The 23,699-nt window shown below is 59.8% G+C and carries 21 protein-coding genes and 4 pseudogenes; 16 read left to right on the top strand and 9 right to left on the bottom strand.

Going from position 1 to position 23,699, the window contains the following annotated elements:
• Positions 1-48 precede the first annotated feature (48 nt).
• The 5 genes from M0746_RS22015 to M0746_RS21995 all read left to right on the top strand — a co-directional run bounded on the left by M0746_RS22015 (position 49) and on the right by M0746_RS21995 (position 5,453).
• A complete protein-coding gene (locus M0746_RS22015; RefSeq protein WP_258450576.1) occupies positions 49-942 on the top strand; it encodes an NAD-dependent epimerase/dehydratase family protein in 894 nt (297 codons plus the stop codon).
• A 338-nt stretch (positions 943-1,280) separates the two neighbouring features.
• A complete protein-coding gene (locus M0746_RS22010) occupies positions 1,281-2,630 on the top strand; it encodes a GntP family permease (RefSeq protein ID WP_258450575.1) in 1,350 nt (449 codons plus the stop codon).
• A 16-nt stretch (positions 2,631-2,646) separates the two neighbouring features.
• Positions 2,647-3,507 carry a MurR/RpiR family transcriptional regulator gene (locus tag M0746_RS22005; protein ID WP_258450574.1) on the top strand — a complete coding sequence of 287 codons (861 nt, stop codon included), beginning with the start codon at positions 2,647-2,649 and terminating at the stop codon, positions 3,505-3,507.
• A 1-nt stretch (position 3,508) separates the two neighbouring features.
• Positions 3,509-4,966, top strand: a complete 1,458-nt coding sequence (locus tag M0746_RS22000; protein ID WP_258450573.1) for an N-acyl-D-amino-acid deacylase family protein — start codon at positions 3,509-3,511, stop codon at positions 4,964-4,966.
• Between the two features lie 118 nt (positions 4,967-5,084).
• Positions 5,085-5,453, top strand: coding sequence for a VOC family protein (locus M0746_RS21995; protein ID WP_258450572.1), 369 nt, complete (start codon positions 5,085-5,087; stop codon positions 5,451-5,453).
• A 272-nt stretch (positions 5,454-5,725) separates the two neighbouring features.
• Here M0746_RS21995 and gliR read toward each other — a convergent pair whose 3' ends face one another.
• Positions 5,726-6,742, bottom strand: coding sequence for an AraC family transcriptional regulator GliR (gliR, locus tag M0746_RS21990; RefSeq protein ID WP_258450571.1), 1,017 nt, complete (start codon positions 6,740-6,742; stop codon positions 5,726-5,728).
• A 206-nt stretch (positions 6,743-6,948) separates the two neighbouring features.
• Here gliR and M0746_RS21985 point away from each other — a divergent pair, with 206 nt between their 5' ends.
• The 5 genes from M0746_RS21985 to M0746_RS21965 all read left to right on the top strand — a co-directional run bounded on the left by M0746_RS21985 (position 6,949) and on the right by M0746_RS21965 (position 12,540).
• Positions 6,949-8,544, top strand: coding sequence for an FAD-binding oxidoreductase (locus M0746_RS21985; protein WP_258450570.1), 1,596 nt, complete (start codon positions 6,949-6,951; stop codon positions 8,542-8,544).
• A 5-nt stretch (positions 8,545-8,549) separates the two neighbouring features.
• Complete coding sequence (locus M0746_RS21980) at positions 8,550-10,142, top strand: glycerol-3-phosphate dehydrogenase/oxidase (protein WP_258450569.1); 1,593 nt, start codon at positions 8,550-8,552, stop codon at positions 10,140-10,142.
• Positions 10,139-11,698, top strand: a complete 1,560-nt coding sequence (locus M0746_RS21975) for an FGGY-family carbohydrate kinase (protein WP_258450568.1) — start codon at positions 10,139-10,141, stop codon at positions 11,696-11,698. The genes M0746_RS21980 and M0746_RS21975 overlap by 4 nt, the downstream gene beginning before the upstream one ends.
• Positions 11,699-11,878: 180 nt before the next feature.
• On the top strand, positions 11,879-12,124 hold the full coding sequence (locus tag M0746_RS21970) for a FitA-like ribbon-helix-helix domain-containing protein (protein ID WP_093104871.1): 246 nt from the start codon (positions 11,879-11,881) through the stop codon (positions 12,122-12,124).
• Positions 12,121-12,540, top strand: a complete 420-nt coding sequence (locus tag M0746_RS21965; RefSeq protein WP_208938810.1) for a type II toxin-antitoxin system VapC family toxin — start codon at positions 12,121-12,123, stop codon at positions 12,538-12,540. The genes M0746_RS21970 and M0746_RS21965 overlap by 4 nt, the downstream gene beginning before the upstream one ends.
• Before the next feature lie 144 nt (positions 12,541-12,684).
• On the opposite strand, the pseudogene M0746_RS29580 reads toward M0746_RS21965, so the two are convergent.
• The 3 pseudogenes from M0746_RS29580 to M0746_RS29570 form a co-directional block, all read right to left on the bottom strand.
• A pseudogene (locus M0746_RS29580) lies at positions 12,685-13,281 on the bottom strand (methyl-accepting chemotaxis protein); the annotation flags it as partial.
• A 261-nt stretch (positions 13,282-13,542) separates the two neighbouring features.
• Positions 13,543-13,689, bottom strand: a pseudogene (locus tag M0746_RS29575) (HAMP domain-containing protein); the annotation flags it as partial.
• Positions 13,690-13,806: 117 nt separating this feature from the next.
• Positions 13,807-14,571, bottom strand: a pseudogene (locus M0746_RS29570) (methyl-accepting chemotaxis protein); the annotation flags it as partial.
• A 286-nt stretch (positions 14,572-14,857) separates the two neighbouring features.
• On the opposite strand from M0746_RS29570, the gene pmrG reads away from it, so the two are divergent.
• Both pmrG and M0746_RS21950 read left to right on the top strand, forming a co-directional pair.
• Complete coding sequence (gene pmrG, locus M0746_RS21955; protein WP_258450566.1) at positions 14,858-15,529, top strand: lipopolysaccharide core heptose(II)-phosphate phosphatase PmrG; 672 nt, start codon at positions 14,858-14,860, stop codon at positions 15,527-15,529.
• Positions 15,526-16,367 (top strand): annotated as a pseudogene (locus tag M0746_RS21950) (phosphatase PAP2 family protein). The gene pmrG and the pseudogene M0746_RS21950 overlap by 4 nt, the downstream one beginning before the upstream one ends.
• Here the strand turns inward: M0746_RS21950 and rimJ are convergent.
• The 4 genes from rimJ to M0746_RS21930 form a co-directional block, all read right to left on the bottom strand.
• A complete protein-coding gene (gene rimJ, locus M0746_RS21945) occupies positions 16,315-16,902 on the bottom strand; it encodes a ribosomal protein S5-alanine N-acetyltransferase (protein WP_258450565.1) in 588 nt (195 codons plus the stop codon). The pseudogene M0746_RS21950 and the gene rimJ overlap by 53 nt on opposite strands.
• A gap of 248 nt (positions 16,903-17,150) precedes the next feature.
• Entirely contained in the window at positions 17,151-17,516 is a 366-nt protein-coding gene (locus tag M0746_RS21940) for a DUF6124 family protein (RefSeq protein ID WP_208938805.1), read from the bottom strand.
• Between the two features lie 677 nt (positions 17,517-18,193).
• Positions 18,194-19,075: an NmrA family NAD(P)-binding protein gene (locus tag M0746_RS21935; protein WP_258450564.1), complete on the bottom strand. Its 882-nt coding sequence runs from the start codon at positions 19,073-19,075 to the stop codon at positions 18,194-18,196.
• Positions 19,076-19,343: 268 nt separating this feature from the next.
• A complete protein-coding gene (locus M0746_RS21930) occupies positions 19,344-19,973 on the bottom strand; it encodes a glutathione S-transferase family protein (RefSeq protein WP_258450563.1) in 630 nt (209 codons plus the stop codon).
• Between the two features lie 166 nt (positions 19,974-20,139).
• Here M0746_RS21930 and M0746_RS21925 point away from each other — a divergent pair, with 166 nt between their 5' ends.
• Both M0746_RS21925 and M0746_RS21920 read left to right on the top strand, forming a co-directional pair.
• Positions 20,140-20,565, top strand: coding sequence for a MarR family winged helix-turn-helix transcriptional regulator (locus M0746_RS21925; RefSeq protein WP_258450562.1), 426 nt, complete (start codon positions 20,140-20,142; stop codon positions 20,563-20,565).
• A 64-nt stretch (positions 20,566-20,629) separates the two neighbouring features.
• Positions 20,630-21,178 (top strand): nuclear transport factor 2 family protein, encoded by a 549-nt coding sequence (locus M0746_RS21920; protein WP_223025737.1) that lies wholly within the window; start codon positions 20,630-20,632, stop codon positions 21,176-21,178.
• A gap of 79 nt (positions 21,179-21,257) precedes the next feature.
• On the opposite strand, the gene M0746_RS21915 is transcribed toward M0746_RS21920, so the two are convergent.
• Positions 21,258-21,860 carry a TetR/AcrR family transcriptional regulator gene (locus tag M0746_RS21915; RefSeq protein ID WP_223025736.1) on the bottom strand — a complete coding sequence of 201 codons (603 nt, stop codon included), beginning with the start codon at positions 21,858-21,860 and terminating at the stop codon, positions 21,258-21,260.
• A gap of 173 nt (positions 21,861-22,033) precedes the next feature.
• Between M0746_RS21915 and M0746_RS21910 the strand changes: the two genes are divergently transcribed.
• Positions 22,034-22,312: a LysR family transcriptional regulator gene (locus M0746_RS21910; RefSeq protein ID WP_258450561.1), complete on the top strand. Its 279-nt coding sequence runs from the start codon at positions 22,034-22,036 to the stop codon at positions 22,310-22,312.
• Positions 22,313-22,452: 140 nt separating this feature from the next.
• A complete protein-coding gene (gene mexE, locus M0746_RS21905; RefSeq protein ID WP_258450560.1) occupies positions 22,453-23,697 on the top strand; it encodes a multidrug efflux RND transporter periplasmic adaptor subunit MexE in 1,245 nt (414 codons plus the stop codon).
• The last annotated feature ends 2 nt before the right edge of the window (positions 23,698-23,699 follow it).

Genomic DNA, 23,699 nt, shown 5'->3' with positions numbered 1-23,699 from the left:
CAGCGGTCGATACTTGCCTCATCACTTATTCACGCAGGGAGTTTCTCCATGAACGTATTCGTTACCGGCGCCGCCGGTTTTATTGGCGGTTCTATCGCAACCGGTCTGGTTGAGGCCGGGCATCAGGTGACCGGTCTGGTGCGCAGTGCCGAACAGGCTGAAGAGCTCAAGGGGCTCGGGATCAACGCCGTCATCGGCACCCTTGACGATCAAACATTGCTCGCTGAACAGGCCCGCGCGGCAGATGCGGTAATCAACGCCGCCAGCAGCGACCATCGCGGCGCGGTCGAAGCGTTGCTCGACGCTTTGCGCGGTTCCAACAAGGTGTTCCTGCATACCAGCGGGTCGAGCATCGTCGGCGATGCGTCGGGCGGTAAATCCAGCGATGTCATCTACTACGAAGATAACTTGCCGGAGCCGACTGTGGACAAAGCCGCCCGCGTGGCGATCGATAACCTGATCCTCGCGGCAGCGAAGGACGACGTGAATTCCGCGGTCATTTACAACACGCTGATCTACGGTCACAGCCTCGGCGTCAAACGCGACAGCGTGCAATTGCCGCGCTTGCTCAAACAGGCGCGCAAAAGCGGCGTGGTGCGGCATGTCGGCACCGGGCAGAACATCTGGTCCAACGTGCACATCGAAGACGTCGTGGCGCTTTATGTACTGGCGCTGAGCAAGAACGTGCCGGGCACCTTCTACTTCGTCGAAAGCGGTGAAGCGTCGTTCATCGACATGACTACCGCCATGGCCGCAGCGCTGAATCTGGGCCAGCCACAAGACTGGCCGCTAAAAGACGCCGAAGCCGAATGGGGCTATGAGATGGCCAACTACGGCCTCGGCTCCAACAGTCGGGTACGCGGTAAACACGCCCGCGAACTGCTGGGCTGGGCGCCGAAGCGCACTTCGGTGGTGGAATGGATTCGTAAGGAAATGGTGTGATCCGTACGCTATATCCCACAGGTTTTGCGCATTCTGTCTGGCAGAATGCGATCAAACTGTAGGAGTGAGCCTGCTCGCGATAGCGGCGTAACAGTCAATATCATCATTGGCTGAATGACCGCTATCGCGAGCAGGCTCACTCCTACATTGGTTTGCGGTGATTGAAACATCATGTAAATCCCGCCCCACGATTTTCATTGATCGCGACAACACATACCCATCAGCGACACGCCTTGCCTCTCCACGAAAATTATTTTCATGCGGTTTGAAATCTCGATCTCGAAATGATTTATGAGTTTCACAACCCATTCGAACGTGACCCTTTCGAGGAGTACCGCATGACGCCTTCCTTCGGCTACTGGCTGCTGGTCTATGCCGCCGTCGCCATCATTGCGCTGATCGTGTTGATTGCCCGTTACCGGCTCAATCCGTTCATTGTCATCACCCTGATTTCCATTGGCCTGGCGCTGGTCGCCGGCATGCCGCCGTCGGGCGTGGTGGGGGCTTATGAGGCCGGGGTCGGCAAGACGCTGGGGCACATTGCGCTGGTGGTGGCGCTGGGGACGATGCTCGGCAAGATGATGGCCGAGTCCGGCGGGGCCGAGCAGATGGCGCGAACCTTGATCGATAAATTCGGCGAGAAGAACGCGCACTGGGCGATGGTGTGCATCGCGTTTCTGGTCGGGTTGCCGCTGTTCTTCGAAGTCGGTTTCGTCTTGCTGGTGCCGATTGCCTTCACCGTGGCGCGGCGAGTCGGCGTATCGATTCTGATGGTCGGGCTGCCGATGGTCGCCGGTCTGTCGGTGGTGCATGCGCTGGTGCCGCCGCACCCGGCGGCGATGCTCGCCGTGCAGGCGTATCAGGCCTCGGTCGGGCAGACCTTGCTCTACGCGATCGCCATCGGCATTCCGACTGCAATCATCGCCGGGCCGCTCTACGCCAGATTCATCGTGCCGCGCATTCAGTTACCGGCGGACAACCCGCTGGAAAAACAATTTCTCGACCGCGAGCCGCGCGACAAGCTGCCCGGTTTCGGCATCACCATGGCGACCATTCTGTTGCCGGTGGTGCTGATGCTGATCGGCGGCTGGGCCAATCTGATTTCCACCCCGGGCAGTGGGTTCAACCAATTCCTGCTGTTCATCGGTAACTCGGTCATCGCCCTGTTGCTGGCGACCTTGCTGAGTTTCTGGACACTCGGCATCGCCCAAGGCTTCAACCGCGAATCGATCCTCAAGTTCACCAATGAATGCCTCGCGCCCACCGCCAGCATCACCCTGCTGGTCGGCGCCGGCGGTGGCTTGAACCGGATTCTGGTGGACGCGGGCGTCACCGATCAGATCGTCGGCCTCGCCCATGAATTTCACCTGTCGCCACTGCTCATGGGCTGGCTGTTCGCCGCGTTGATGCGCATCGCCACCGGCTCCGCAACTGTGGCGATGACCACCGCATCCGGGGTGGTCGCGCCGGTGGCCATTGGTCTGGGTTATCCACACCCGGAATTGCTGGTGCTGGCGACCGGCGCCGGCTCGGTTATCTTTTCCCATGTCAACGACGGCGGCTTCTGGTTGATCAAGGAATACTTCAACATGACCGTCGCGCAGACGTTCAAGACCTGGACCGTGCTCGAGACGCTGATCTCGCTGGTCGCTTTCGGCCTGACCGTCGGCCTTTCTTACCTGCTGTAACCGGAGCCCGCTGTCCATGGACATCCTCTACCAGATCCGCGCCCGCCAGGATTCCTTCAGCGCCGGCGAAGGGCGGATTGCCCGGCTGATGCTCGACGATGTCGGTTTCGCCGCCAGCGCCAGCCTCGAAGACCTCGCGCAACGCGCCGACGTCAGCACCGCCACGCTGTCGCGGTTTGCCCGTACGGTCGGCTGCCGCGACCTGCGAGATCTGCGCCTGCAACTGGCCCAGGCCAGCGGTGTCGGCAGCCGTTTTCTCGATCCGGCGGGCACGCCTGAACAGTCGGCGTTCTACGGGCAGATCGTCGGCGATATCGAAACCACGCTGCGCCAGCATCTGGCCGGTTTTGACGAATCGCGCTTCGCCGATGCGGTGAAAATGCTCGGCCAGGCGCGGATGATTCATGCGTTCGGCATGGGCGGATGCTCAACCCTGTGCAGCGATGAATTGCAGGTGCGCCTGGTGCGTCTCGGCTATCCGATTGCGGTGTGTCATGACGCGGTGATGATGCGCGTCACTGCGGCCAGCCTGAACGCCGAGCAAGTGCTCATCGTTTGCTCATTGACCGGCATCACCCCGGAGCTGCTGGAAACGGTCGAGCTGGCGCGCAACTACGGCGCGCGCATCCTCGCCATCACCCGCGCCGATTCGCCGCTGGCGGAACTGGCCGATATCGTCCTGCCGCTGCAAGGCGCAGAAACCTCGTTCATCTACAAACCGACGGCAGCGCGCTACGGCATGCTGCTGGCCATCGACGTGCTCGCCACCGAGCTGGCGCTGGCCAATCCTGAAGACAATCAAGAACGTCTGCGGCGGATCAAACTCGCCCTCGACGAATACCGTGGCGGCGACGATCACCTGCCGCTGGGAGACTGACATGCAGTACGACACGCTGATTCGCAACGCTCTGGTCATCGACGGCAGCAACACCCCAGGCTATGCAGCCGACGTGGCGATTCTCAACGGCCGCATCGAACGCATCGGCGACCTGCCTGACGCCAGCGCCACTGAGCAAATCGACGCCGCCGGCCGCGTGCTGGCGCCGGGTTTCATCGATGTGCACACCCACGACGACACTGTGGTCATTCGCCAACCGCAGATGCTGCCCAAGCTCAGCCAGGGCGTGACCACGGTGATTGTCGGCAACTGCGGCATCAGCGCTGCGCCGGTCACGTTGAGGGGCAATCCGCCGGACCCGATGAACCTGCTCGGCACTCATGCTGCCTTCGTTTACCCACGCTTCAGCGATTACCGCGCGGCGGTGGAAGCGGCCAACACCACGCTGAACGTCGCCGCACTGGTCGGCCACACGGCGCTGCGCAGCAATCACCTCGACGACCTGTTTCGCACCGCAACGGCGGATGAAATTGCGGCGATGCGCGAGCAGTTGCGCGAAAGCCTGGAAGCCGGTGCCTTGGGTTTATCCACAGGCCTGGCCTACGCCAGTGCCTACAACGCTTCCACCGATGAAGTGATGCAACTGACCGAAGAACTGACTGCGTTCGGTGCGGTGTACACCACCCATTTGCGCAGCGAGTTCGCCCCGGTGCTCGAAGCCATGGACGAGGCGTTTCAGATCGGCCGTCACGCGCAATCACCGGTGATCATTTCCCACCTCAAATGCGCCGGTGTCGGCAATTGGGGGCGTAGTCCGCAACTGCTGGCGGCGCTTGAATATGCCGCAAAAACCCACCCGGTCGGTTGCGATTGTTATCCCTACGCGGCGAGTTCTTCGACGCTGGACCTCAAGCAAGTCACCGACGCCCACCGCATCACCATCACCTGGTCGACACCGCACCCGCAAGTCAGCGGGCGCGACCTGATCGACATCGCTGGCGAATGGAAACTGTCGCTGGAAGAAACCGCGAAACGTCTGCAACCGGCCGGGGCGGTGTACTACGGCATGGATGAGGCCGACGTCAGAAGAATCCTCGCCCATCCGCTTTCGATGGTCGGTTCTGACGGACTGCCCGAAGACCCGTTCCCGCATCCGCGCCTGTGGGGCGCTTTCCCACGGGTGCTGGGACATTTCAGTCGCGACGTCGGCCTGTTTGCGCTGCACACCGCCGTGCACAAGATGACCGGCCTGTCGGCGGCGCGCTTTGGCTTGAAAGAGCGGGGCGAAATCCGCGAAGGCCATTGGGCGGACCTGGTGTTGTTTGACCCGGCGACAGTGCGCGACGTCGCCGACTTCAACAACCCGCAACGGCCAGCGCAGGGCATTGACGGGGTGTGGATCAACGGCGTGTTGAGCTATCGAGAGGGCCAGGCAAATGGCAGTCGGGCAGGGCGGTTTCTCGCGCGGCAGGGTGATCTGCGCGACAACTTTCGCTGATGATTCGTGGCCTGCGTCACAGTGATGGCACATTGCGACTAAAGAAAGCTGGCAGCAGGCCGACTTGCTGACATTCACCCCGTCTACACTGTGGGGCCAATCAGTCAGGGAGCACCCCATGAGCTTCGGCAAAACCACCCCGATCCTGCGGATCTTCGATGAAGCCAAAGCTGTTGAGTTCTACGTCGATTTTCTCGGTTTCAAGATCGACTGGCAGCATCGCTTCGAAGCGAATTTTCCGCTGTATCTGCAGGTGTCGCGGGGCGAGTGCGTGCTGCATTTGTCCGAGCATCATGGCGACGCGTGCCCGGGTTCGGCGCTGCGCATCGAGACCGATGAGCTGGAGGTTTTTCAGCAGCAATTGATCGCCAAGGACTACACGTTTTCACACCCGCAGATTCAGGCGATGCCGTGGGGCAGCCAGGACATGACGATAGCCGATCCGTTCGGCAATCGGCTGGTGTTTACCAATGCGATCAGTCTCTGACGCGGGAAAAAAAAAGCCCCTCACCCTAGCCCTCTCCCGGAGGGAGAGGGGACTGACCGAGGTGTCTTGCGTCATACACCGACCTGAAAAATCGAGTCGATTGGGGATTCACCGCCGCTCTTGCAGGTCGGCGCATTGTTCGAGCAACTCACGGTCGGCCCCCTCTCCCTCTGGGAGAGGGCTGGGGTGAGGGGAAACGGGGTAAACACCAAACTCGCGACCAACCACGATCAACCGTGGGAGCGAGCCTGCTCGCGAAAAGGCCCGACCCATCACCGCCGATGCACCTGCCGAAACTCCCCGGGCGGCATCCCCCGTCGGTTCTTGAACGCCCGGTGAAATGACCGCGGTTCGGTAAACCCGAGATACTGCGCAATCTCCTGAATCGGCAAATCACTGTTGAGCAAATAATGCTCCGCCAGCTCCTGCCGCAACTCATCGAGCACCTGCTGATACGACGTTCCCGTCTGCTGCAATTGCCGCTGCAAGGTGCGCAGCGACACATTCAGTTGCTCGGCCACTTGCTCCTTGCGCGGCAAGCCTTGCTTGAGCAAACCGCGCAGAATGTTTTTCACCTGCTGTTCCAGCGACGCGTCCTCCAGCGTCGCCAGCAAGCCCAGCGCGTGCTCCTCCAGCGTGCGCAATAACTGCGCATCGGCCTGACGCAACGGCAATTGCAAATAGGCCAGCGGCACGATCAGCGCCGAATACGGCTGATCGAACAACACCGGGCAACCGAAGAAGCTCTGGTATTGCGCCGGCGTCACCTCGGCCGGGCATGAGTGTTCCAGCCAGACAGCGGCCGGCGACATCTGCGTGTCGGCAATCCAGCGCGCATAGTGCAGCCACGAACCCAGAACGTTTTCCACCAGATGCCGACGGATTCGCGGGCGCTGGTAGCGGCAATCCCAGATCAGATGCACCTGTTCGTCGCGCACATCGGCCCGGCTGACGCCCATGTCACCGACCAGTTTTTCGAACGGCATGATCCGGCTCATCGCATCGCCCAGCGTCGCGCAGTTCATGGTGATGTAACCGAGCACGCTCCAGGAATTGGGCAGGACGAAGTTCGCCGCGTTCAGCCCAAACAGCGGATCGCCCGAATGTTCACAGAAATAATCGAGCAACCGCTCATGCGCCTCGCCCGGCAAGCGCAAGCTGTTGTCGCTCAACTGCTGCGCCTGCAACCCGGCCGCTGCCAGCGCCGGCTCGATGGCCATGCCCAGGTGCTCGGCATGGCGCAGGTACTTGAGCAGCGGCGGAACCGAAGTGAAACCGAGCGATTGCATGATCGCGTTCCTTTGAGCAACGCCTGAACAAAGGGTTGGCCGAAAGGTAAGGTCAAACCCCGGCGAAAGTAAATGACCGTATCTGGCGCGCCGATTGACTCAATTGGCTACCCGGGTTGGCCGGATACGACCGTGACACTCTGGCGCCGCTGGCTAGTATGAGGACTTGAAGCCGCACTGATTCGACGGCCCATAAGGACACACGCATGCGACGCTGGAATGGCTGGGGAGAGGCAACCACGGTGGTCGAGTTGCCGGCGCAGGGGGCAAGTTTTCTTGCGCAGCGAGTGGGCGAGGGCCGAGCGCTGCCCGACGCCTCGCTGGACGCCGCGCTGGCGCGGGTCCCCGCATCGCGCTTGCCGGCGCACGCCTTGTACAGCATCGACGCCCACGACCGTTTGCTGCATGCGCGCGGCCAGAGTCTGCCGGACTGGCTGGCGCTGCGCGAAGGCGCGCTGGGCGTTTATCCCGACGCCGTGGCCTTTCCCGAGAGCGCCGCCGGCATACGCCAATTGCTGAAGCTGGCCGAGGAGCAGGATGTGTGCCTGATCCCTTACGGCGGCGGCACGTCGGTGGCCGGGCACATCAATCCGCCGAATTCGGCGCGGCCAGTGCTGACCGTTTCGCTGGCGCGAATGAACCGCCTGACCGACCTCGACGAGCAGAGCCTGCTGGCGACTTTTGGCCCCGGCGCGAGCGGGCCGCAAGTGGAGAGTCAGTTGCGCGCGCGCGGCTATACCCTGGGGCATTTCCCGCAGTCGTGGGAACTGTCGACGCTAGGCGGTTGGGTTGCCAGTCGTTCCAGTGGCCAGCAGTCGTTGCGCTATGGGCGCATCGAGCAATTGTTTGCCGGCGGAACCCTGGAAACCTTTGCCGGGCCGCTGCAAATTCCCACGTTCCCCGCTTCGGCGGCCGGCCCGGATCTGCGCGAAATCGTGCTCGGTTGTGAGGGCCGGTTCGGGATCATTTCCGAGGTCAAGGTGCGCGTCAGTAAGCTGCCCGCCGATGAGCGTTTCTATGGCGTGTTCCTGCCGGACTGGGCGCAGGCGCTCGGCGCCATTCGCCAGTTGGCCCAGGCGCGCGTGCCGCTGTCGATGCTGCGCCTGTCCAACGCGGTGGAAACCGAAACGCAACTGGCCCTGGCCGGTCATCCGCAACAGATCGCCTGGCTGGAAAAGTACCTGAGCCTGCGTGGTGCGGGGGTTGGCAAATGTCTGCTGACCTTCGGTGTGACCGGCAATCGTCAGCAAAACGCGCTGTCGTTGCGCCAGGCACGCCAGCATCTGAAGGCGTTCGGCGGGGTGTTCACCGGCACCTTGCTTGGCAAGAAATGGGCGCAGAACCGCTTCCGTTTTCCCTACCTGCGCGAGAACCTGTGGAACGCCGGTTACGTGGTCGACACCCTCGAAACTGCGACCGACTGGAGCAACGTCGACCACTTGCTCAACCTCATCGAAAACAGCCTGCGCGACGCCTTGGCCGCGGAAGGCGAACGCGTGCATGTGTTCACCCATCTGTCCCACGTTTACGGCGAAGGCTCGAGCATCTACACCACTTACGTGTTTCGCCCGGCGGCGGATTACCCGACGACACTGGCGCGCTGGCAGGCACTCAAGCACGCGGCCAGCCAGACCATCGTCGCCCATCACGGCACCATCAGCCATCAGCACGGCGTCGGCAAGGATCACGCGCCGTACCTGCTGCAGGAGAAGGGCGCGCTGGCGATAGAAACCTTGCAGGCGTTGAGCAAGCATTTCGATCCGGCCGGGCGCCTCAATCCCGGCACGTTGCTGGCGGAGTGAGCGCCATGAAGCAGGAGTGGAACGCCGCGTGGCGCGAGCAGATGCTGCCAACCCTGGCGGACGAACGCTGGGATCTGATCGTGATCGGCGGCGGCATCAGTGGCGCCGGGATAGTGCGAGAGGCGGCGCGGCGCGGCTGGCGCTGTCTGTTGCTGGAACAGCGGGATTTCGCCTGGGGCACGTCCAGTCGTTCTTCGAAAATGGTCCATGGCGGTTTGCGGTATATCGCCAAGGGCCAGTGGCGCCTGACCCGCGATTCGGTGCGCGAACGTCAGCGCCTGCTCGACGAGGCGCCGGGGCTGGTCGAGCCGATGAGTTTCCTGATGCCGCACTATCGCGGCGGCTTTCCCGGCCCGCGTGTGCTCGGAGGCTTGCTGAGTGTTTACGACGCCTTGGCCGGGCGCCGCAGCCATCGTTTTCATGATGCTCAGCAGCTGCGGTTTATCGCGCCGGGGCTGAAGGAAAATGACCTTGTCGGCGGCACCAGTTTTGTCGACGCACTGACCGACGATGCTCGACTGGTGATGCGCGTCTTGCGCGAGGCGCGCGCCGATGGCGCGGTGGTGCTCAATGGTTTGCGCGTGGCGCAGCTGCTGCGTGAAGACGGGCGGGTGTGTGGCGTTGAAGTCGAAGATTGTGAGTCGGGCAAGACACTGCAATTGCGCTGTGGTGTGCTCGCGGTAGCCACGGGGGCGTGGGCCGAACGCCTGCGCCCGAGCGATTCGCCACGGCAATTGCGCCCGCTGCGCGGCAGTCATTTGCTGCTGCCGGGCTGGCGCTTGCCGGTGGCGCAGGCGCTGACCTTTCTGCATGCGCGCGATCGCCGGCCGGTGTTCGTCTTTCCGTGGGAAGGCGTGACGGTGGTCGGCACCACTGACCTCGATCATCATGAAGATCTCGATCACAGCGCGAGCATCAGCGGCGAAGAACTCGACTATCTGCTGGCCGCTTGCACGCAAGCCTTTCCCGCTGCCGAAGTGACGGCGACGGATGTGCTATCGACCTGGTCGGGCGTACGTCCGGTGGTCGGCGCTGCCGGTGCGCATCAGGACAAACCGTCGAACGAAACCCGTGAACACGTGCTGTGGCGAGAGCCGGGTTGCGTGACGCTGGCCGGCGGCAAACTGACCACGTTTCGCCCGCAAGCGATTGAAGTGCTCAAGGCCTGCGCCGACATGCTCGGTCGTCCTTTCGAGGATGACGCCGCGCCGGTGTTCGCCGCCGTGCAGCCCTCGCCGATTCCCGGACTCAGCCCGCAGCAATGGCGACGCCTGGCCGGGCGTCATGGCCGGGATCTGCCGAAGCTGGCGCAACTGATTGCCGAAGTCGGGCAGGAAACCGTCGGCACCACCGATACGTTGTGGGCGGAACTGGCGTTTGCCTGCGAGGCGGAAATGGTCCTGCATCTGGATGATCTGCTGCTGCGTCGCAGCCGTCTCGGGCTGTTGCTGACGCGCGGAGGCGAGGAGTATTTCGCGGCGATCCGCACGCTTTGCCAGCCCCGCCTGGCCTGGAGCGACGAACGCTGGCAGGCGGAAATTCAGCGTTATCGTTTGCTGTGGCAACGCGATCATGGCTTGCCGGAGATCACGTCATGACCGCTAAAAAATACCTGCTGGCGATCGACAACGGCACCCAGAGCGTGCGCGCGCTGCTCTTCGATCTGCAGGGCAATCTGCTCGGCAAAGGCAAGGTCGAGCTTCAAGCGTATTACTCGACGCAACCGGGCTGGGCCGAGCAGGATCCGGAATATTACTGGGCGAAACTCGGCGAGGCGTGTCAGCAAGTCTGGCAGCAGACGGGAATCAATCGTGCGCAGATCGCCGGGGTTTCCCTGACCACCCAGCGCGGCACGCTGATCAATCTCGATGTCGACGGCAAGCCATTGCGCCCGGCGATTGTCTGGCTAGATCAGCGTCAGAGCGAAGTTGCTGGAGGCATCAAAGGTCCGTGGGGCTGGCTGTTGAAACTGGTCGGCGCGAAAGCCACGGTCGACTACTTTCGCGCCCAGGCCGAGGCCAACTGGATTGCCCGGCATCAGCCGCAAGTGTGGGCGGCGACCGACAAGTTTCTGCTGCTGTCGGGGTTTCTCAGCTATCGACTCTGCGGGCGCTTTGTCGACTCGGTGGGCTGCTGCGTCGGCTACCTGCCGTTCGATTTCAAACGGCTGAAATGGGCGGCTCCGCGAGACTGGAAATGGCAGGCGCTGGCGGTGCGTCCCGAGCAACTGCCGACCCTGCACAAACCCGGCGAAACCCTCGGTCACATCAGCGCCGAAGCCAGCCGTCACACCGGGATTCCCGAAGGCTTGCCGCTGATTGCCGCCGGTGCCGACAAGGCCTGCGAAGTGCTTGGAGCCGGCGTGGTCGATACGAGCACCGTGTGCCTGTCCTACGGCACCACGGCGACCATCACCAGCACCCGTTCGCGCTACCTGGAAGTCGTCCCGCTGATCCCGCCGTATCCCGCAGCGGTGCCGGATCAGTACAACTGCGAAGTGATGATCTACCGCGGCTACTGGATGGTCAGCTGGTTCAAAAACGAATTCGGCCTGCGCGAAATGCAGCAAGCGCAAGAGCAGGGCATCGAGCCCGAGCAACTGTTTGACGCGCTGGTCAACGCGGTGCCACCGGGGTCGATGGGTTTGATGCTGCAACCCTACTGGTCACCGGGCATCCGCGAACCGGGCGTGGAAGCCAAAGGCGCGATGATCGGTTTCGGCGACGTGCACACCCGCGCGCATATCTACCGGGCGATTCTCGAGGGCTTGGCTTATGCGCTGCGCCAGGGCATGGAGAATATCGAGAAGCGCTCCAAGGTCTCGATCAAACGCCTGCGCGTGGCCGGGGGTGGATCGCAAAGTGATGCGGCGATGCAGCTCACCGCCGACATCTTCGGCCTGCCGGCCGAGCGCCCGCACGTCTACGAAGCCTCCGGCCTCGGCGCGGCGATCTGCTGCGCGGTAGGGCTGGGCCTGCACACCGACTTCCCCACCGCCATCGCCGCGATGACCCGCGTGGGCACGGTGTTCACTCCACAACCTGAGGCGCAGCAGGTTTATCAGCGACTGTATGCAGAGGTGTATCTGCGCATGTATCGGCAGCTTAAACCGCTGTATCAGAGCATCCGGGAGATTACAGGGTATCCGGCGTGAAGCTGCTGAATGTCGACGACTCAAAAACTGAGCGAGCCTGCTCGCGATTGCGGTGTGTCAGCCAGCATCGGATTGCCTGACACGACGCCATCGCGGGCAAGCCCGCTCCCACAGTTATGTAGGAAACTCAAACTATGCTAGCCTGCAATCAGTGATTTCATTGATTGCAGGAGGGCGGATATGGCCAGCATCACAATTAGAAATCTGGACGAGAAGCTAAAGGAGCAGTTGAGAATTACTGCTGCGCACAATGGACACTCTATGGAAGAAGAGGCTCGCCTGATATTGGGTAGAGCATTGGCAGCCGTTGATCGAGCCGGAGGACTTGGCAGTCGCATCCGCGGCAGGTTCAGCGCTGTAGGCGGAGTCGATCTCAAGCTGCCCGAACGTTCCGAAAAAGCCACTGCGGTGGATTTTTCTGAATGATAGTGCTTGATACCAATGTTCTTTCGGAGTTTATGCGAGTTGAGCCTGAATCCCGTGTACTGGCTTGGGTTGATGCTCAGCCCGCAATGGAGTTGGCAGTCAGTGCAGTTACGGTGGCAGAAATACTTCATGGCATAGCAAGGCTGCCGTCTGGCAAGCGCAAACAGAAACTTGAAGCCCATGCTATGGCAATGTTCGAAGAGGACTTTGCCGGACGAATCCTGCCGTTCGATGCTCATTCAGCCGTTGAATACGCAACGCTCGTAGCTGGGGCGGAGGCGAAGGGAAGGGGAGTCGCGATGGCTGACGCGCAAATCGCTGCAATCTGCCGAAGCTGCGGCGCTGCAATCGCGACGCGAAATATCAGGGATTTCGAGTTTTCCGGAATCGAAGTGATCAACCCTTGGGAGGTATGAGGCGCTTTTAATCATTCGAAATGACATCGCGGGCAAGCCCGCTCCCATAGGTATCGAGGCGAACACATCATTTGTGAACGGCCCGAAAACCTGTGGGAGCGGGCTTGCCCGCGATTGGGTTTTGGCTTCAGCGCAAAATGAGCATTAAACGCGGAAGTGGCTGACCATCTGCTGCAACTGACCACCCAGACGCGCCAGTTCAACGCTCGACGCGGCGGTTTCATCACTCGCGGCGGCGGTCTGCTCAGACACATCGCGCACGTTGATGATGCTGCGGCTGATCTCTTCGGCCACGGCGCTTTGCTGTTCGGCAGCGGCGGCGATCTGCTGGTTCATCGACTGGATGTTCGACACCGTGCGGGTGATGTTTTCCAGCGACGCACCGGCCTTGCGGGTCAGGGCGACGCTGCTGTCGGTCAGCGCGCGGCTGTTGTTCATCACCGCGGAGACTTGCTGGGTGCCGTTCTGCAAACCAGCAACCAGACCCTCGATTTCCTCGGTGGACTTCTGCGTACGCTGGGCCAGGCCACGGACCTCATCGGCCACCACCGCGAAACCACGACCGGCCTCACCGGCGCGGGCGGCTTCGATGGCGGCGTTCAACGCCAGCAGGTTGGTCTGTTCGGCCACGGCTTTGATCACGTCCATGACGCTGCCGATCTTGTCGCTTTCCTGCTGCAGCACGCTCATCGCTTCGGTCGAACGCACCACTTCGCTGGCCAGACGCTCGATTTGCGCGATGGCTTCGTTTACCACCTTGTCGCCTTCACGGGCTTCACCGTCCGCCGCCGCAGCAGCTTGCGAAGCCTCTTCAGCGTTGCGCGCAACTTCCTGCACGGTGGCAGTCATCTCGTGCATGGCGGTGGCAACCTGATCGGTCTCGACCTTCTGGCTGTTCACGCCGGCACTGGTCTGCTCGGTCACGGCCGACAGTTCTTCAGCAGCGCTGGCGATCTGGGTGACGCCGTCGCGGATACCGCTGATCAAGTCGCGCAGGGTGACGCCCATGCGCGCAATGCCTTGTTGCAGCACGCCGAGTTCGTCGCGACGAGTAACGGTCACGTTCTGGGTCAGGTCGCCGCTGGCGATGCGCTCAACCACGGCCAGAGTTTCTTGCAACGGACGGGTGATCTGGCGGGTGATGATCACCGCCGCAATCACGCCCACCAGCAGCGCCAGCAGGGTGCTGATCAACTGGAAGGTGCGCGCCTGGGCGCTTTCGACGTCACGACGGTCGAGCTGAATCTGATACAGCTGCTCGCTCAAGGAAACGATGGTGTTGCCCTGATCGGTCATTTCCTTGCGCGCCTGCACCGCTTCGCCGTTGGCATTCTTGTAAGCCATCAGCGAGCTGCGGTAGCTGACCAGCGCGGTCTCCAGCTGACGCAGTGCGTCTTGCTGGGTCGAGGCAAAATAGCTATTCAATGGCTTGAGGCTGGCAAGCGCCGCATCGATCTGGCCGACGGCTTTCTGCTCGGTTTCGGCATTGCTGGTGGCGGTGTAGCCGCGCACTTCGTAGCGCGCGAGGATAAAGGCTTCCTTGGCCGCCGTGACCGCCTGGAACTGTTCGAAACGCTGCTCGCTCATGTCCATCTGCTGCACACGCTTGCTGATCGATTCAATCAGCTCGTACGCGGTCGCGGCGTTGGCGCTCATGCTGTCGCGGGCGCTGTTGCCGGTGCGATAGGCGTTGCGCATTTTGTTCAGCGACGTCTGGTATTCGGCAATGGTCGCGGCCTGCTGCTTGAGCAGTTTGACGTTTTCCGGGCTCTTGAATTTGCTGATCAGCGCCTGCTGCTGAGCGGCGAAACCGTCGAGGGTGGTCTGCACGTTCTGCGCGGCGGTTTCATCGCCATTGGTCAGCATGTATTGCAGGCGCACCACGCGCAGTTTGGTCAGGCCGCTGTTGAGCTGAGTGATATCGCTCATCCAGTTGCTGCGGTCGATCAGCCCGCCAAGGCTGGTCCAGCCGGTCAGGGCCAAAACGCACGTCAGGGCCAGCACCAGGCCGAAGCCCAGGCCCAGTTTCATGTTCACGCTGATGTTGCCGAACCAGCTATTCATCAAAAATCCTCCAGAAACGTTGGGTTTCTTGGTCGTCAGTTAAGCTGGAAGATTGTTGTTCTTTTGAGCCAGCAGGGGTGTAAGCAGGACTGTATCGGCCGCAAATCCGAGAGCTGAAAGGTTTTTTGTCCTGCGGTACGGAACGCCCGCCGCCAAGACTTTTTTCACATGGGTTTCACTGGCTGCGCACACCATGCTCTGTACCTTCGCCGCATCGAATGACAGCTGATGCATCCCGGCGAGGCGGCTTTTTGTGGAATTGAGACTGAACCTGTTCGGCGTCAAACGCGCGATCGATCTGCGCGTGCTGGCACGCTTTCGCGACACCTGGGTGGTGCTGGCGGCATCCGTATTGGTGATCCCGCTGACCCTGTGGTTGCTGGCGCCGACAGCGGTGCCGGACCTGGCCCATGGCAATGTCGCCGGGGCGCAGGCATTGGCGCAGGACTGGGCCCAAGGCGACGTGATCGCCCTGGTACGCCACGTCGAGCGCTGCGATCACTCCCGAGCGCAATGCCTGAGCGGCCACGACGGCATCACCGAGCGCTCACGAGGTGTTGCCGTCGCCGTCGGTGCGCGCTTCGAGCAACTGGGCTTGAGCAACGCCGACATCTATAACAGCCCGTCGATGCGCACCGTGCAGACCGCTGGCTACATGTTCAACCACGCCGCCAGCGGTGATGACTGGCTGATCAACTGCCGCGGACGCATGCTGCAGGACGCGCTGGCGCACAAAGTGCTGGGCCGCAATCTGATCCTGGTGACGCACAGCGAGTGCATGGCGCAAATTGAAAAAGACCTGAAGGTTCCGACCTCCAACGCAGGTTACGGCGCGTCGCTGTTCATCTCCGCAGCCAGCACCACTGCGCCAAAAATGCTCGGCTTTATCGAAGCCTCCGACTGGCGCACGGTGACCACCCGATGAAATCTCGTTTCTATGCTTACAACCTTGGCGTTCCATTGCTCTGCGCAGCGCTGGTGTTCCTGTTGTTCGACATGACCAGTATCGACATTGCCATCAGCAACCTGCTGTTCGATCCGCAGACCCAGACGTTCCCGATCGACAAGATCCACTTCTTCGAAAAGCTCACTCATAAATGGGCGCGGATCATTCCCGACTGGACCGCAGAAATCGCCCTGATCGGCGCGCTGCTCTCGGTGATCTGGCCGCTGGCCAACCCGCAAAAGCGCCCACGCCTTGGCGCGTTGCTGCAACGCAGCAAAGTCGCACCATTGCTGCGATTCTGCGCAGAACACCGTAGGGATTTTCTCTTTGTCGTGGTCGCTTTTGCAGTGTGCACGGGAGTGATCCATTTCCTCAAATCCCACACCAGCGTGTACTGCCCGATCGAAACCACGCTGTACGGTGGGAAAATGCCGCACATCGAATGGTACGAAAACTTCCAGTTATTTCATGAGGCCGGCAGTGGTCGTTGCTGGCCGGGGGACATGCGTCGGGCGGCTTTACCATGCTGGCGCTGTACTTCGTCGCGCGCCGTTATCAATGGCGTTTTTCCAAGACCATCCTGTGGGGCTCGCTGCTGCTGGGATTCATCTATGGCACCACCCGCGTCCTGCAAGGCTGGCACTACATGTCCCACACGTTGTGGGCCGGTATCTTCGTCTGGCTCACCTGTTTACTGACAGCGCTGGCGTTCTACGGGTGGGAGCGGTTGGCGTTGCCGGTGCTGAACCGGAGTGAGCAAACACTCACCCCAGTCGCCGCGACCAGCGCTTGTCCGGCGTTTCGAACTGCGGATTGACCAGCGCCGTCAGCACATGATCCTGCCAGCGCCCGGCAATGTTCAGGTACGCCTTGGCGTATCCCTCTTTCTCAAAACCCAAACGCTCCAGCAGCCGCGCACTGCGCTCATTGCCGGGAATGTAGTTGGCCATGATCCGGTGCAGATTCTGCGTATCGAACATATAGCCGATACCAGCCTCCAGCGCCTCGGCCATCAAACCCTGACCCTGATGGTTTTCGTCCAGGTGATACCCCAGATAACACGCCTGAAACGCCCCGCGAATCAGACCGCTGAAATTGCACGCGCCGATCATCTGCTGCCCATCCAGCGTCAACAACGCGAAATGCATCGCCAGCCCGGCCTCGAAGGCACTGGCCTGAATATCGAGACGCCGCCGAATCTGCTCGGTGGAAAAATATTCAGTCGTACGAATCGGCGACCACGGCGCGAGATGACGCTGATTGCGTAGATAGAACGCACTTTCCAGCTCAGCCTGATCCGGATCGAGAATCGCAAGCGTCAGGCGCTCGCAGGGCAGGGTCAACAGCGGCATCGGACGCTCCGGCGCGAGGAATCTGCTCGCAGAGTCGCGCAATCACGAGGTGACGGCAAGTCGTGGCGTGGCAGGGACTTTCTTCCAGGCAAAAAAAAGCCCGCAGGAGCGCGGGCGAACCGTAGTTTCTTGAATGAGCGAGAGGACTGTACAAGGGTTGGCCGCGCAGGAGCAGTGAATAAAAATTCATCTCGATGGGTGGCTGACAGCGCTGTCCCGAACCCTTGAAAATCAAGGCGTCTGGCGACTCAGTGGCGGGTTTCCGGCCCGGCAGCCGACGGATCAAGATTGTCCCGCGCCCGGCAAACCAGCATCTCCGCCATCGCACTCAACTGCTTGATCGCCACCGCCACATGATATTTCGAACCGTCGAACTCATCGGCAAACGTGGCGCTGATGGCCGCGAGGGAGTCGAGGATTTCGCTGGCATGGTTGAGCAAGGTCAGCGTGTCGACATCTTCCCGCACCTTGATCAGTTGGTTGAGCGGCAACGCCCGCCGGCGGCGGCTTGGCATCTCGCGGCGTGGGGTGGCAGTGGAGTGGTTGACAGGACTGGCAGTCAGCGCATCGGCCGAGACCGGGCCAACCAGCGTGAGCCGGGTGATTTTCTTCATGATGGAGCTCCGTGGGTGAACATTCACAGCGATTCAACTGCCAGACCGTCCGCTGGATGGCAGGAATGGAGGAGGGTAACGGCGAGGGGGAGGGAGCGCTAGTTCATGGGAGTCGACGCGGGTTGAGGGAAAAGTCCTAGGATGCGGCTGTGTGGGACCGAGAAGATATGTGCGGGATTCAGGCGAGACGGGATCTGGAGATACGACAAGGCCCGCACTTGGCGAGCCTTGTCGATGAGGGTTGGTGGGCCGGGGTGATCTGAATTCGTATCTTATCTTATTGATTTTTATAGCTAATATTTGGTTTTGTTTTTCGTTGGAATACCATTTGGAATACCTTGCGAAATTGCACGCCAATCGGCCGCGCGCATGATTCGGCTGACAACTGTTCACATTCGCGCTGTCTAGCGTGCTTCGTATCCGTATTGAGCGGCGAACTGAGTAAAGCTGCCGGGGGCGACAGGCAGAAATCGATCCAACATAGCGGTCATGACTCAACTTGTGCTGATCTTAGGCGCTCTATTTCGACCGGTATGCCTGACGCCATGAAGTGGGCTCGATATTGTGTTATCAGGTTCCATAACAAGGGATACTGCCTTGTAACATGTGACACCCGGAGGCAGGTTGGCATCCGGGTGTCTAGCTATAGCATCGCTTTTCGCAACTCGACAAGGGCTTTATCTGCTAAATAGCTCCTTGTGTAAGGTCACGAACGCTTGAACAGTCATCGGTGGCTGTCCCGTGACTTCGCCAATAATGGAGTCCTCACCCTCGAACACGCCGTGCTGGTAGTCCTTGGCAACTTCCAGCAGATGCTGAATGAGGAAAGGCTGTAGGCCATCGCTTTGCATTTCCTGGCGGTACTGATCCAGTGTTATCGCGACGTACTTGATCTCCCGATCCAATACTTTACCGACTTCGTCAGCTACGGCATGCTGGGTCATTTCGACCGGACCGTGAAGCGGATACGTCTTGCCTTTGTGAGGCTGCGGGTTTTGCAATATGGCAGCGATGAGCCGCGCCTGATCCTCTGCTGCAATCGGGGCATGACGACCTGAGCCAAAGGGTAGGCGAATCTCGCCGTGTTCAACGATATGTTTACGCCAATGCGGGTATATCAACCACTGTGCAAAGTACGTCGGTCGCAAGTGCGTCATGTCCAGCCCCGACCAGTCAAACACTCGTTCTGCGGTGTAGTGATTAAGGGCCGCGTGACTCTTGGCAATGCGACGTGCGGAAATTTGAGACATGTTTACAACTGACTCTACCCCGGCTTCTTTAGCAGCGAGAGCGAAGTAGGCAGTCGCTTCAATCAAGCCAGGTGCGATTGGGTAAACGAAATAAGCTCGCTTGATGCCTTCAAGCGCTGCTCGAACAGCGTTCAAGTCCAGCAGGTCCGCGACTACAACTTCGGCGCCCAATTGGCGCAGTTTGGCCGCTCGATCATCGTTCGTGCGGACGAGCGCACGTACCGCGTGTTTTTTCTGGCGCAGTATTTCAACGGTTCTTCGGCCGGTAAAACCACTGGCGCCGGTAACGAGTATGGTGGGGCTTGTCATCGATTTTCTCTCTCTTTTGGTTTTCGACTGCATAACGGCCATGGTTTGTATGATGGCTGTAATATGGTTATATGATGACTATCATCTTTGTCAACGAGTTCTTCAGCTCTAGGGAATTCAGAACGTAAGTTTTAGAGGGGGTAGGCAGTGTAGGCGGGGACTGGAGGGACGTCAGCAATCTGACGAGAGGGCTGGCAACCACCGGAATGAGTACACCGCACGCCTAGCCAGGGTCCGAAGACAAAGTCGGCGGGTTGATGGATCATTTTCACGATGACGGCTTGGATTCAAATGCCTGCATGCCCAGCTTCACTGCAGGTCGGGCCTCTATCAACGCCAGCCAGCGTGCCATGCGGGGCAACTTTTCCCAATGAATTTGGTCGCGCACCGATCTTGCAAAAGTAAACGCAGAAATATCGGCCATTGAAAAGGTATCGCCCGCTATGTACCCGCCCTCGAGAAATGCCTCTGCCGTCATCAGATGTTCCAACGCTCGTCGGCTTAATGGTGCAGATGCATCTTGCTGCCCTATCTGGCGCAGAAAAAAAGCAGCGTGGCTTGGGGCGATGACATCCGTGACGAAGAAATAAAACCGGTCATAGACCCGGTACCGTTGAGCACTCGGCCCTCTGGGCGACAGCCGGCCAGGGGCGTGTTCGTCAGCATACTGAATAATGCCATTTGACTGATTGATTACAAGGGGAGGTGAGACGCTGTGATTTACAAATGTCGGAGCCTTACCTAACGGGTTAAGCGCCAGATATTCTGGGGCACGCTGATCGCCAGAGAGAAGGTCAAGGCGCCTCGGGGTAAATTCTATGCCCGCTTCAGCCAAGGCGATTGCAGCTCGCACACTATTCCCCGTTGATGCGCCATAAAGCTCCCGTACCTCAGACATAAAGTTCTAACCTCGTAAAATTGGTTACGCGAATGCGTCCACGAAGGACGATGTATGACGGTTTCAGCAATTTTGCTGACCTCTTAGGACTTCGTCGGCGCTGAGCACAGCCTCAGTGCCTCAATTTGTACTTGACTGGTGTGTATTTACACATATGATGGTCGTCATGAAAAGCCCCCATGGCGCCGACCTTTGTCATTGCCTCGCCGCCAGACGCCATGCGCGTCTGCTGACCCGCCTCTACGATCGGCATCTGTCTGCTGCGAAACTCACTGTCTCGCAGTTTTCGACTCTTGCGTTGATCAATGAGCATCCCGGGATCCTGATCGCCGAATTGGCTGAGGTAATGGTCATGGAGCGAACTACGTTGGTTCGGACACTGAAGCCACTGCAGAACGAAGGTTATGTCGCTAGCCATGCCGAAGGGCCGCGTTCTGCCATCAGGCTCTCGCTGTCTGCGCAAGGACGAGCGAAGTTGGAGGAGGCCGAGCCCTATTGGAAAGCTGCGCAGCGTGAGCGTGAGGATCAAATCGGCGGGGTCGCTGCAGTTCTGATTCGTAACTCACTTCTTCAGCAGGCCGGTGGTAAATAAATTTTTTTGCGTGTTTTGTGTGTAATTACACATATGATTTTTACCCCGAAATGAGGAAGTACTCATGAAAGCTTTTCCAAGAATTTCGTCCCAGAGCGTTGTCGATCCAGCGGACCGAATCAGCGCGATCGACTTCGTGAACAGGCTCAATTGGTGGTTCGAGACTTGGGATGTGGAGGCAATGGTCGATGCCTTTTTACCGGACGCCGTCGCGTACCACTTCCACGGCACCATTCGTGGTCACGATGAGATTCGCCAGTTCTTCAAGAAGGACTATCCGTATCTGATTCCTGGGGTCAGCCGACACGCTACCAATCACATTGTCGATGTCGATGAAGACGGTGTGGTGGTGCGCTATCAGAATTTGCTTGTGCGCTACGCCACCCCAGAGTCGGCAGCGATGCTGGGAGATGGCCAAGCCATCGATAGCCCCGGTGATTTGCCTGCTATCTGGCTCTACTCGCCAATGATGGATCGCTTGCGTCGAACTGAACATGGCTGGAAAGTCTTCGAGCGGTTCATAGGTGGTTCAACTATCAACACGAGGCTCAACCCACCGACCACTGATCCTGCTCAACTTGCCAAGTACATGCCCCAACTAAAGCAAGCGTAAGAGCTGCCATTGTCGAGTAGAAAATGATGGGGGCGTTCCACACATATTCGGAAAAGCGAAGCCCTTGCTGACAGTAAAGTCAGTCTTCATCCTTTGAGCGGCGCTTAGCAGCCCGCTCTTTTTTTGTGGGAGTGACAGGCCAGGCATTAATGACCGATTGTAGAAACTGCTCAGACAGTTCAGGGCTATCCAGCGCTCTGGCAATGAGCATCGCCCCCGTAATCGATGACAGGACGCGTAGTGACTCTTGGTACTTCTCTTCAGGATTTTCGCCTTCGACCAACGCCATCAGGGTATCGATCAAATGCTCGACGCCTCTGGTGAAGGAGCTGCTGACCGTGCCACCGGTACGCGCGACATCCGCACCCAATGCAGGAATGGGACAACCCTCGGTCCAGTTATCCAGATGCGCTTGTGTCAGGTACGTCTTGACGAGCTCGGGAATAGATTTGGCATTTTGCCAATCCTGAATATTTGATTCAAATGTACGGCTGACCGCTTCTGACGCGAGCTGTTCCTTGCCGCCCGGAAACTGTCCGTAGAACCCGCCATGGGTCAGGCCAACTGAGCGCGAGAGCTCGCCGATACCAATTCCGTCGATGCCTTTTTCCCGATACAGCCGTGACGCTGCAGTAAGGATGGCTTCTTTGTTGGCTGCGGCCTGGTCTTTCGTCACTTTCATGAAATTGCTCCTGTGGCCAGGTTGGCATCGCCTGGACATAACGATGTTGCTGGGCTGGCTTTCATGATATTCGTCATATAAAGTTGCTGCAATGGCTGTCTAGGCATCTGTAGAAGTCTCGCGGATCCCATGGCTTTAGCTCAAGTCAAATAATTCCCCGGTGGACCGGCCCCATGAAACGTAATGATCTGCGCTGTGTCGATCTGAATCTGCTGGTGGTGTTCGAAGCTCTTATTCAGGAGCGCAACCTCACCCGCGCCGCTGAAAAATTATCTCTTGGTCAGCCAGCGGTCAGCGCAGCGCTGGTGCGTTTGCGCAGGCTGTTCAACGACCCTCTGTTCGAGCGCATCGGTCGTCGAATGGTGCCCACCTCTCGTGCATTGCGTGCTGCACAGACGCTCGGGCCAGCGTTGGATTGCGTGTGTACTGCGATCGCCGACGCCAGGGTTTAACCGGGCTGATCCCTTTTTTTGTCATTAAATATGATGGCTATCATTATTAGTGATAGCCAACTTCACTCCCTTCGATTCGTCGTGACCTCGCGCGAGGCCGAGAATCCGCAAATTCCCAAACCGTCTGGCGGACACAACCCATGGAACAGTCACTCAAACCTTTGCGTTATCCCCTTGCTGCGTTGGCGCTGGTAGCGCTTGCCGCGTGTGAACGCACACCCGATGCCGCTCAGGTTCCCGGGGCGCCGCACGTTACCGTCGCGAAAGTGCTTGAGCAACCCATCACCGAGTGGGATGAAGTCACTGCTCGCCTGGAAGCACCAGAAACCGTAGAGGTTCGCCCACGGGTGTCGGGCCAGATCGAACGCGTTGCTTTTACCGATGGTGTGCTGGTGAAGAAGGGCGATTTGCTGTTCCAGATTGATCCGCGTCCGTTCGAGCATGAAGTGCATCGCATCGAGGCGCAGTTGCAACAGGCACGCGCCACGCTGATCCGCACTAGCAACGAGGCGCAGCGCGGACAGCGTCTGTTAAGCAGCAACGCGATCTCTGCCGAGCTCGCCGACACTCGCACGACCACGGCGCAGGAAGCCCGGGCCGGTGTCGATGCGATTCAGGCGCAGCTGGATCTGGCGCGTTTGAATCTCAGCTTCACCCGCGTCACGGCGCCGATCACCGGTCGCGTCAGCCGCGCGGAAATCACCGCCGGCAACATTGTCACCGCCGACACGACCGCGCTGACCAGCGTGGTCTCCACCGACAAGGTCTACGCATACTTCGATGCTGACGAACGCATGTTCCTCAAGTACAGCCTGCTTTTCCGCCAGGGCCAGCGCAGCCAGACCACGCCGGTCTACATGGGTCTTTCGAACGAGGAGGGCAACACGCACTTTGGGCGGATGAACTTTGTCGACAACCAGGTAAACCCGAAAACCGGCACCATCCGAGGCCGTGCGGTTTTTGATAACGCCGGCGGTCAGTACACCCCTGGTCTGTATGCGCGCTTGAAACTGGTGGGTAGCGCTGCCTATCCCGGTCTGTTGATCAAAGACGAAGCGGTCGGCACCGACCTCGGCAAGAAATTCGTGCTAGTGGTCGGCCAGGACAACAAAGCGGTTTATCGCAGCGTTGATCTGGGGCCGAAACTGGAAGGCCTGCGCATCGTGCGCAGCGGCTTGCAGAAAGAAGATCGCGTCGTCATCAACGGCTTGCAGCGCGTCCGCCCCGGTGCTCTGATCGATCCGCAGGACGCGCCGATGGCGAGCCCGGAAACGGTCGCCACACTGGCTGGCCAGCGTCAGGCAATCGAAGCCGCCAATCAACCGGCTTCAGCTAAATCGCCTGCGCTGGTGAAAGCTGAATCTGCCGCTGCACCTCGCGGATAAGG

Origin of the sequence: Pseudomonas sp. S11P7 (assembly GCF_023195435.1) — a bacterium.
GTDB lineage: Bacteria > Pseudomonadota > Gammaproteobacteria > Pseudomonadales > Pseudomonadaceae > Aquipseudomonas > Aquipseudomonas fluorescens_G.
This window is presented reverse-complemented; position numbering and strand designations above follow the sequence as displayed.

Coding starts and splice junctions, on each gene's coding strand:
- M0746_RS22015 (WP_258450576.1), top strand. CDS start 49: ATGAACGTATTCGTTACCGGCGCCGCCGGTTTTATTGGCGGTTCTATC.
- M0746_RS22010 (WP_258450575.1), top strand. CDS start 1,281: ATGACGCCTTCCTTCGGCTACTGGCTGCTGGTCTATGCCGCCGTCGCC.
- M0746_RS22005 (WP_258450574.1), top strand. CDS start 2,647: ATGGACATCCTCTACCAGATCCGCGCCCGCCAGGATTCCTTCAGCGCC.
- M0746_RS22000 (WP_258450573.1), top strand. CDS start 3,509: ATGCAGTACGACACGCTGATTCGCAACGCTCTGGTCATCGACGGCAGC.
- M0746_RS21995 (WP_258450572.1), top strand. CDS start 5,085: ATGAGCTTCGGCAAAACCACCCCGATCCTGCGGATCTTCGATGAAGCC.
- gliR (WP_258450571.1), bottom strand. CDS start 6,742: ATGCAATCGCTCGGTTTCACTTCGGTTCCGCCGCTGCTCAAGTACCTG.
- M0746_RS21985 (WP_258450570.1), top strand. CDS start 6,949: ATGCGACGCTGGAATGGCTGGGGAGAGGCAACCACGGTGGTCGAGTTG.
- M0746_RS21980 (WP_258450569.1), top strand. CDS start 8,550: ATGAAGCAGGAGTGGAACGCCGCGTGGCGCGAGCAGATGCTGCCAACC.
- M0746_RS21975 (WP_258450568.1), top strand. CDS start 10,139: ATGACCGCTAAAAAATACCTGCTGGCGATCGACAACGGCACCCAGAGC.
- M0746_RS21970 (WP_093104871.1), top strand. CDS start 11,879: ATGGCCAGCATCACAATTAGAAATCTGGACGAGAAGCTAAAGGAGCAG.
- M0746_RS21965 (WP_208938810.1), top strand. CDS start 12,121: ATGATAGTGCTTGATACCAATGTTCTTTCGGAGTTTATGCGAGTTGAG.
- rimJ (WP_258450565.1), bottom strand. CDS start 16,902: ATGCCGCTGTTGACCCTGCCCTGCGAGCGCCTGACGCTTGCGATTCTC.
- M0746_RS21940 (WP_208938805.1), bottom strand. CDS start 17,516: ATGAAGAAAATCACCCGGCTCACGCTGGTTGGCCCGGTCTCGGCCGAT.
- M0746_RS21935 (WP_258450564.1), bottom strand. CDS start 19,075: ATGACAAGCCCCACCATACTCGTTACCGGCGCCAGTGGTTTTACCGGC.
- M0746_RS21930 (WP_258450563.1), bottom strand. CDS start 19,973: ATGTCTGAGGTACGGGAGCTTTATGGCGCATCAACGGGGAATAGTGTG.
- M0746_RS21925 (WP_258450562.1), top strand. CDS start 20,140: ATGAAAAGCCCCCATGGCGCCGACCTTTGTCATTGCCTCGCCGCCAGA.
- M0746_RS21920 (WP_223025737.1), top strand. CDS start 20,630: ATGAAAGCTTTTCCAAGAATTTCGTCCCAGAGCGTTGTCGATCCAGCG.
- M0746_RS21915 (WP_223025736.1), bottom strand. CDS start 21,860: ATGAAAGTGACGAAAGACCAGGCCGCAGCCAACAAAGAAGCCATCCTT.
- M0746_RS21910 (WP_258450561.1), top strand. CDS start 22,034: ATGAAACGTAATGATCTGCGCTGTGTCGATCTGAATCTGCTGGTGGTG.
- mexE (WP_258450560.1), top strand. CDS start 22,453: ATGGAACAGTCACTCAAACCTTTGCGTTATCCCCTTGCTGCGTTGGCG.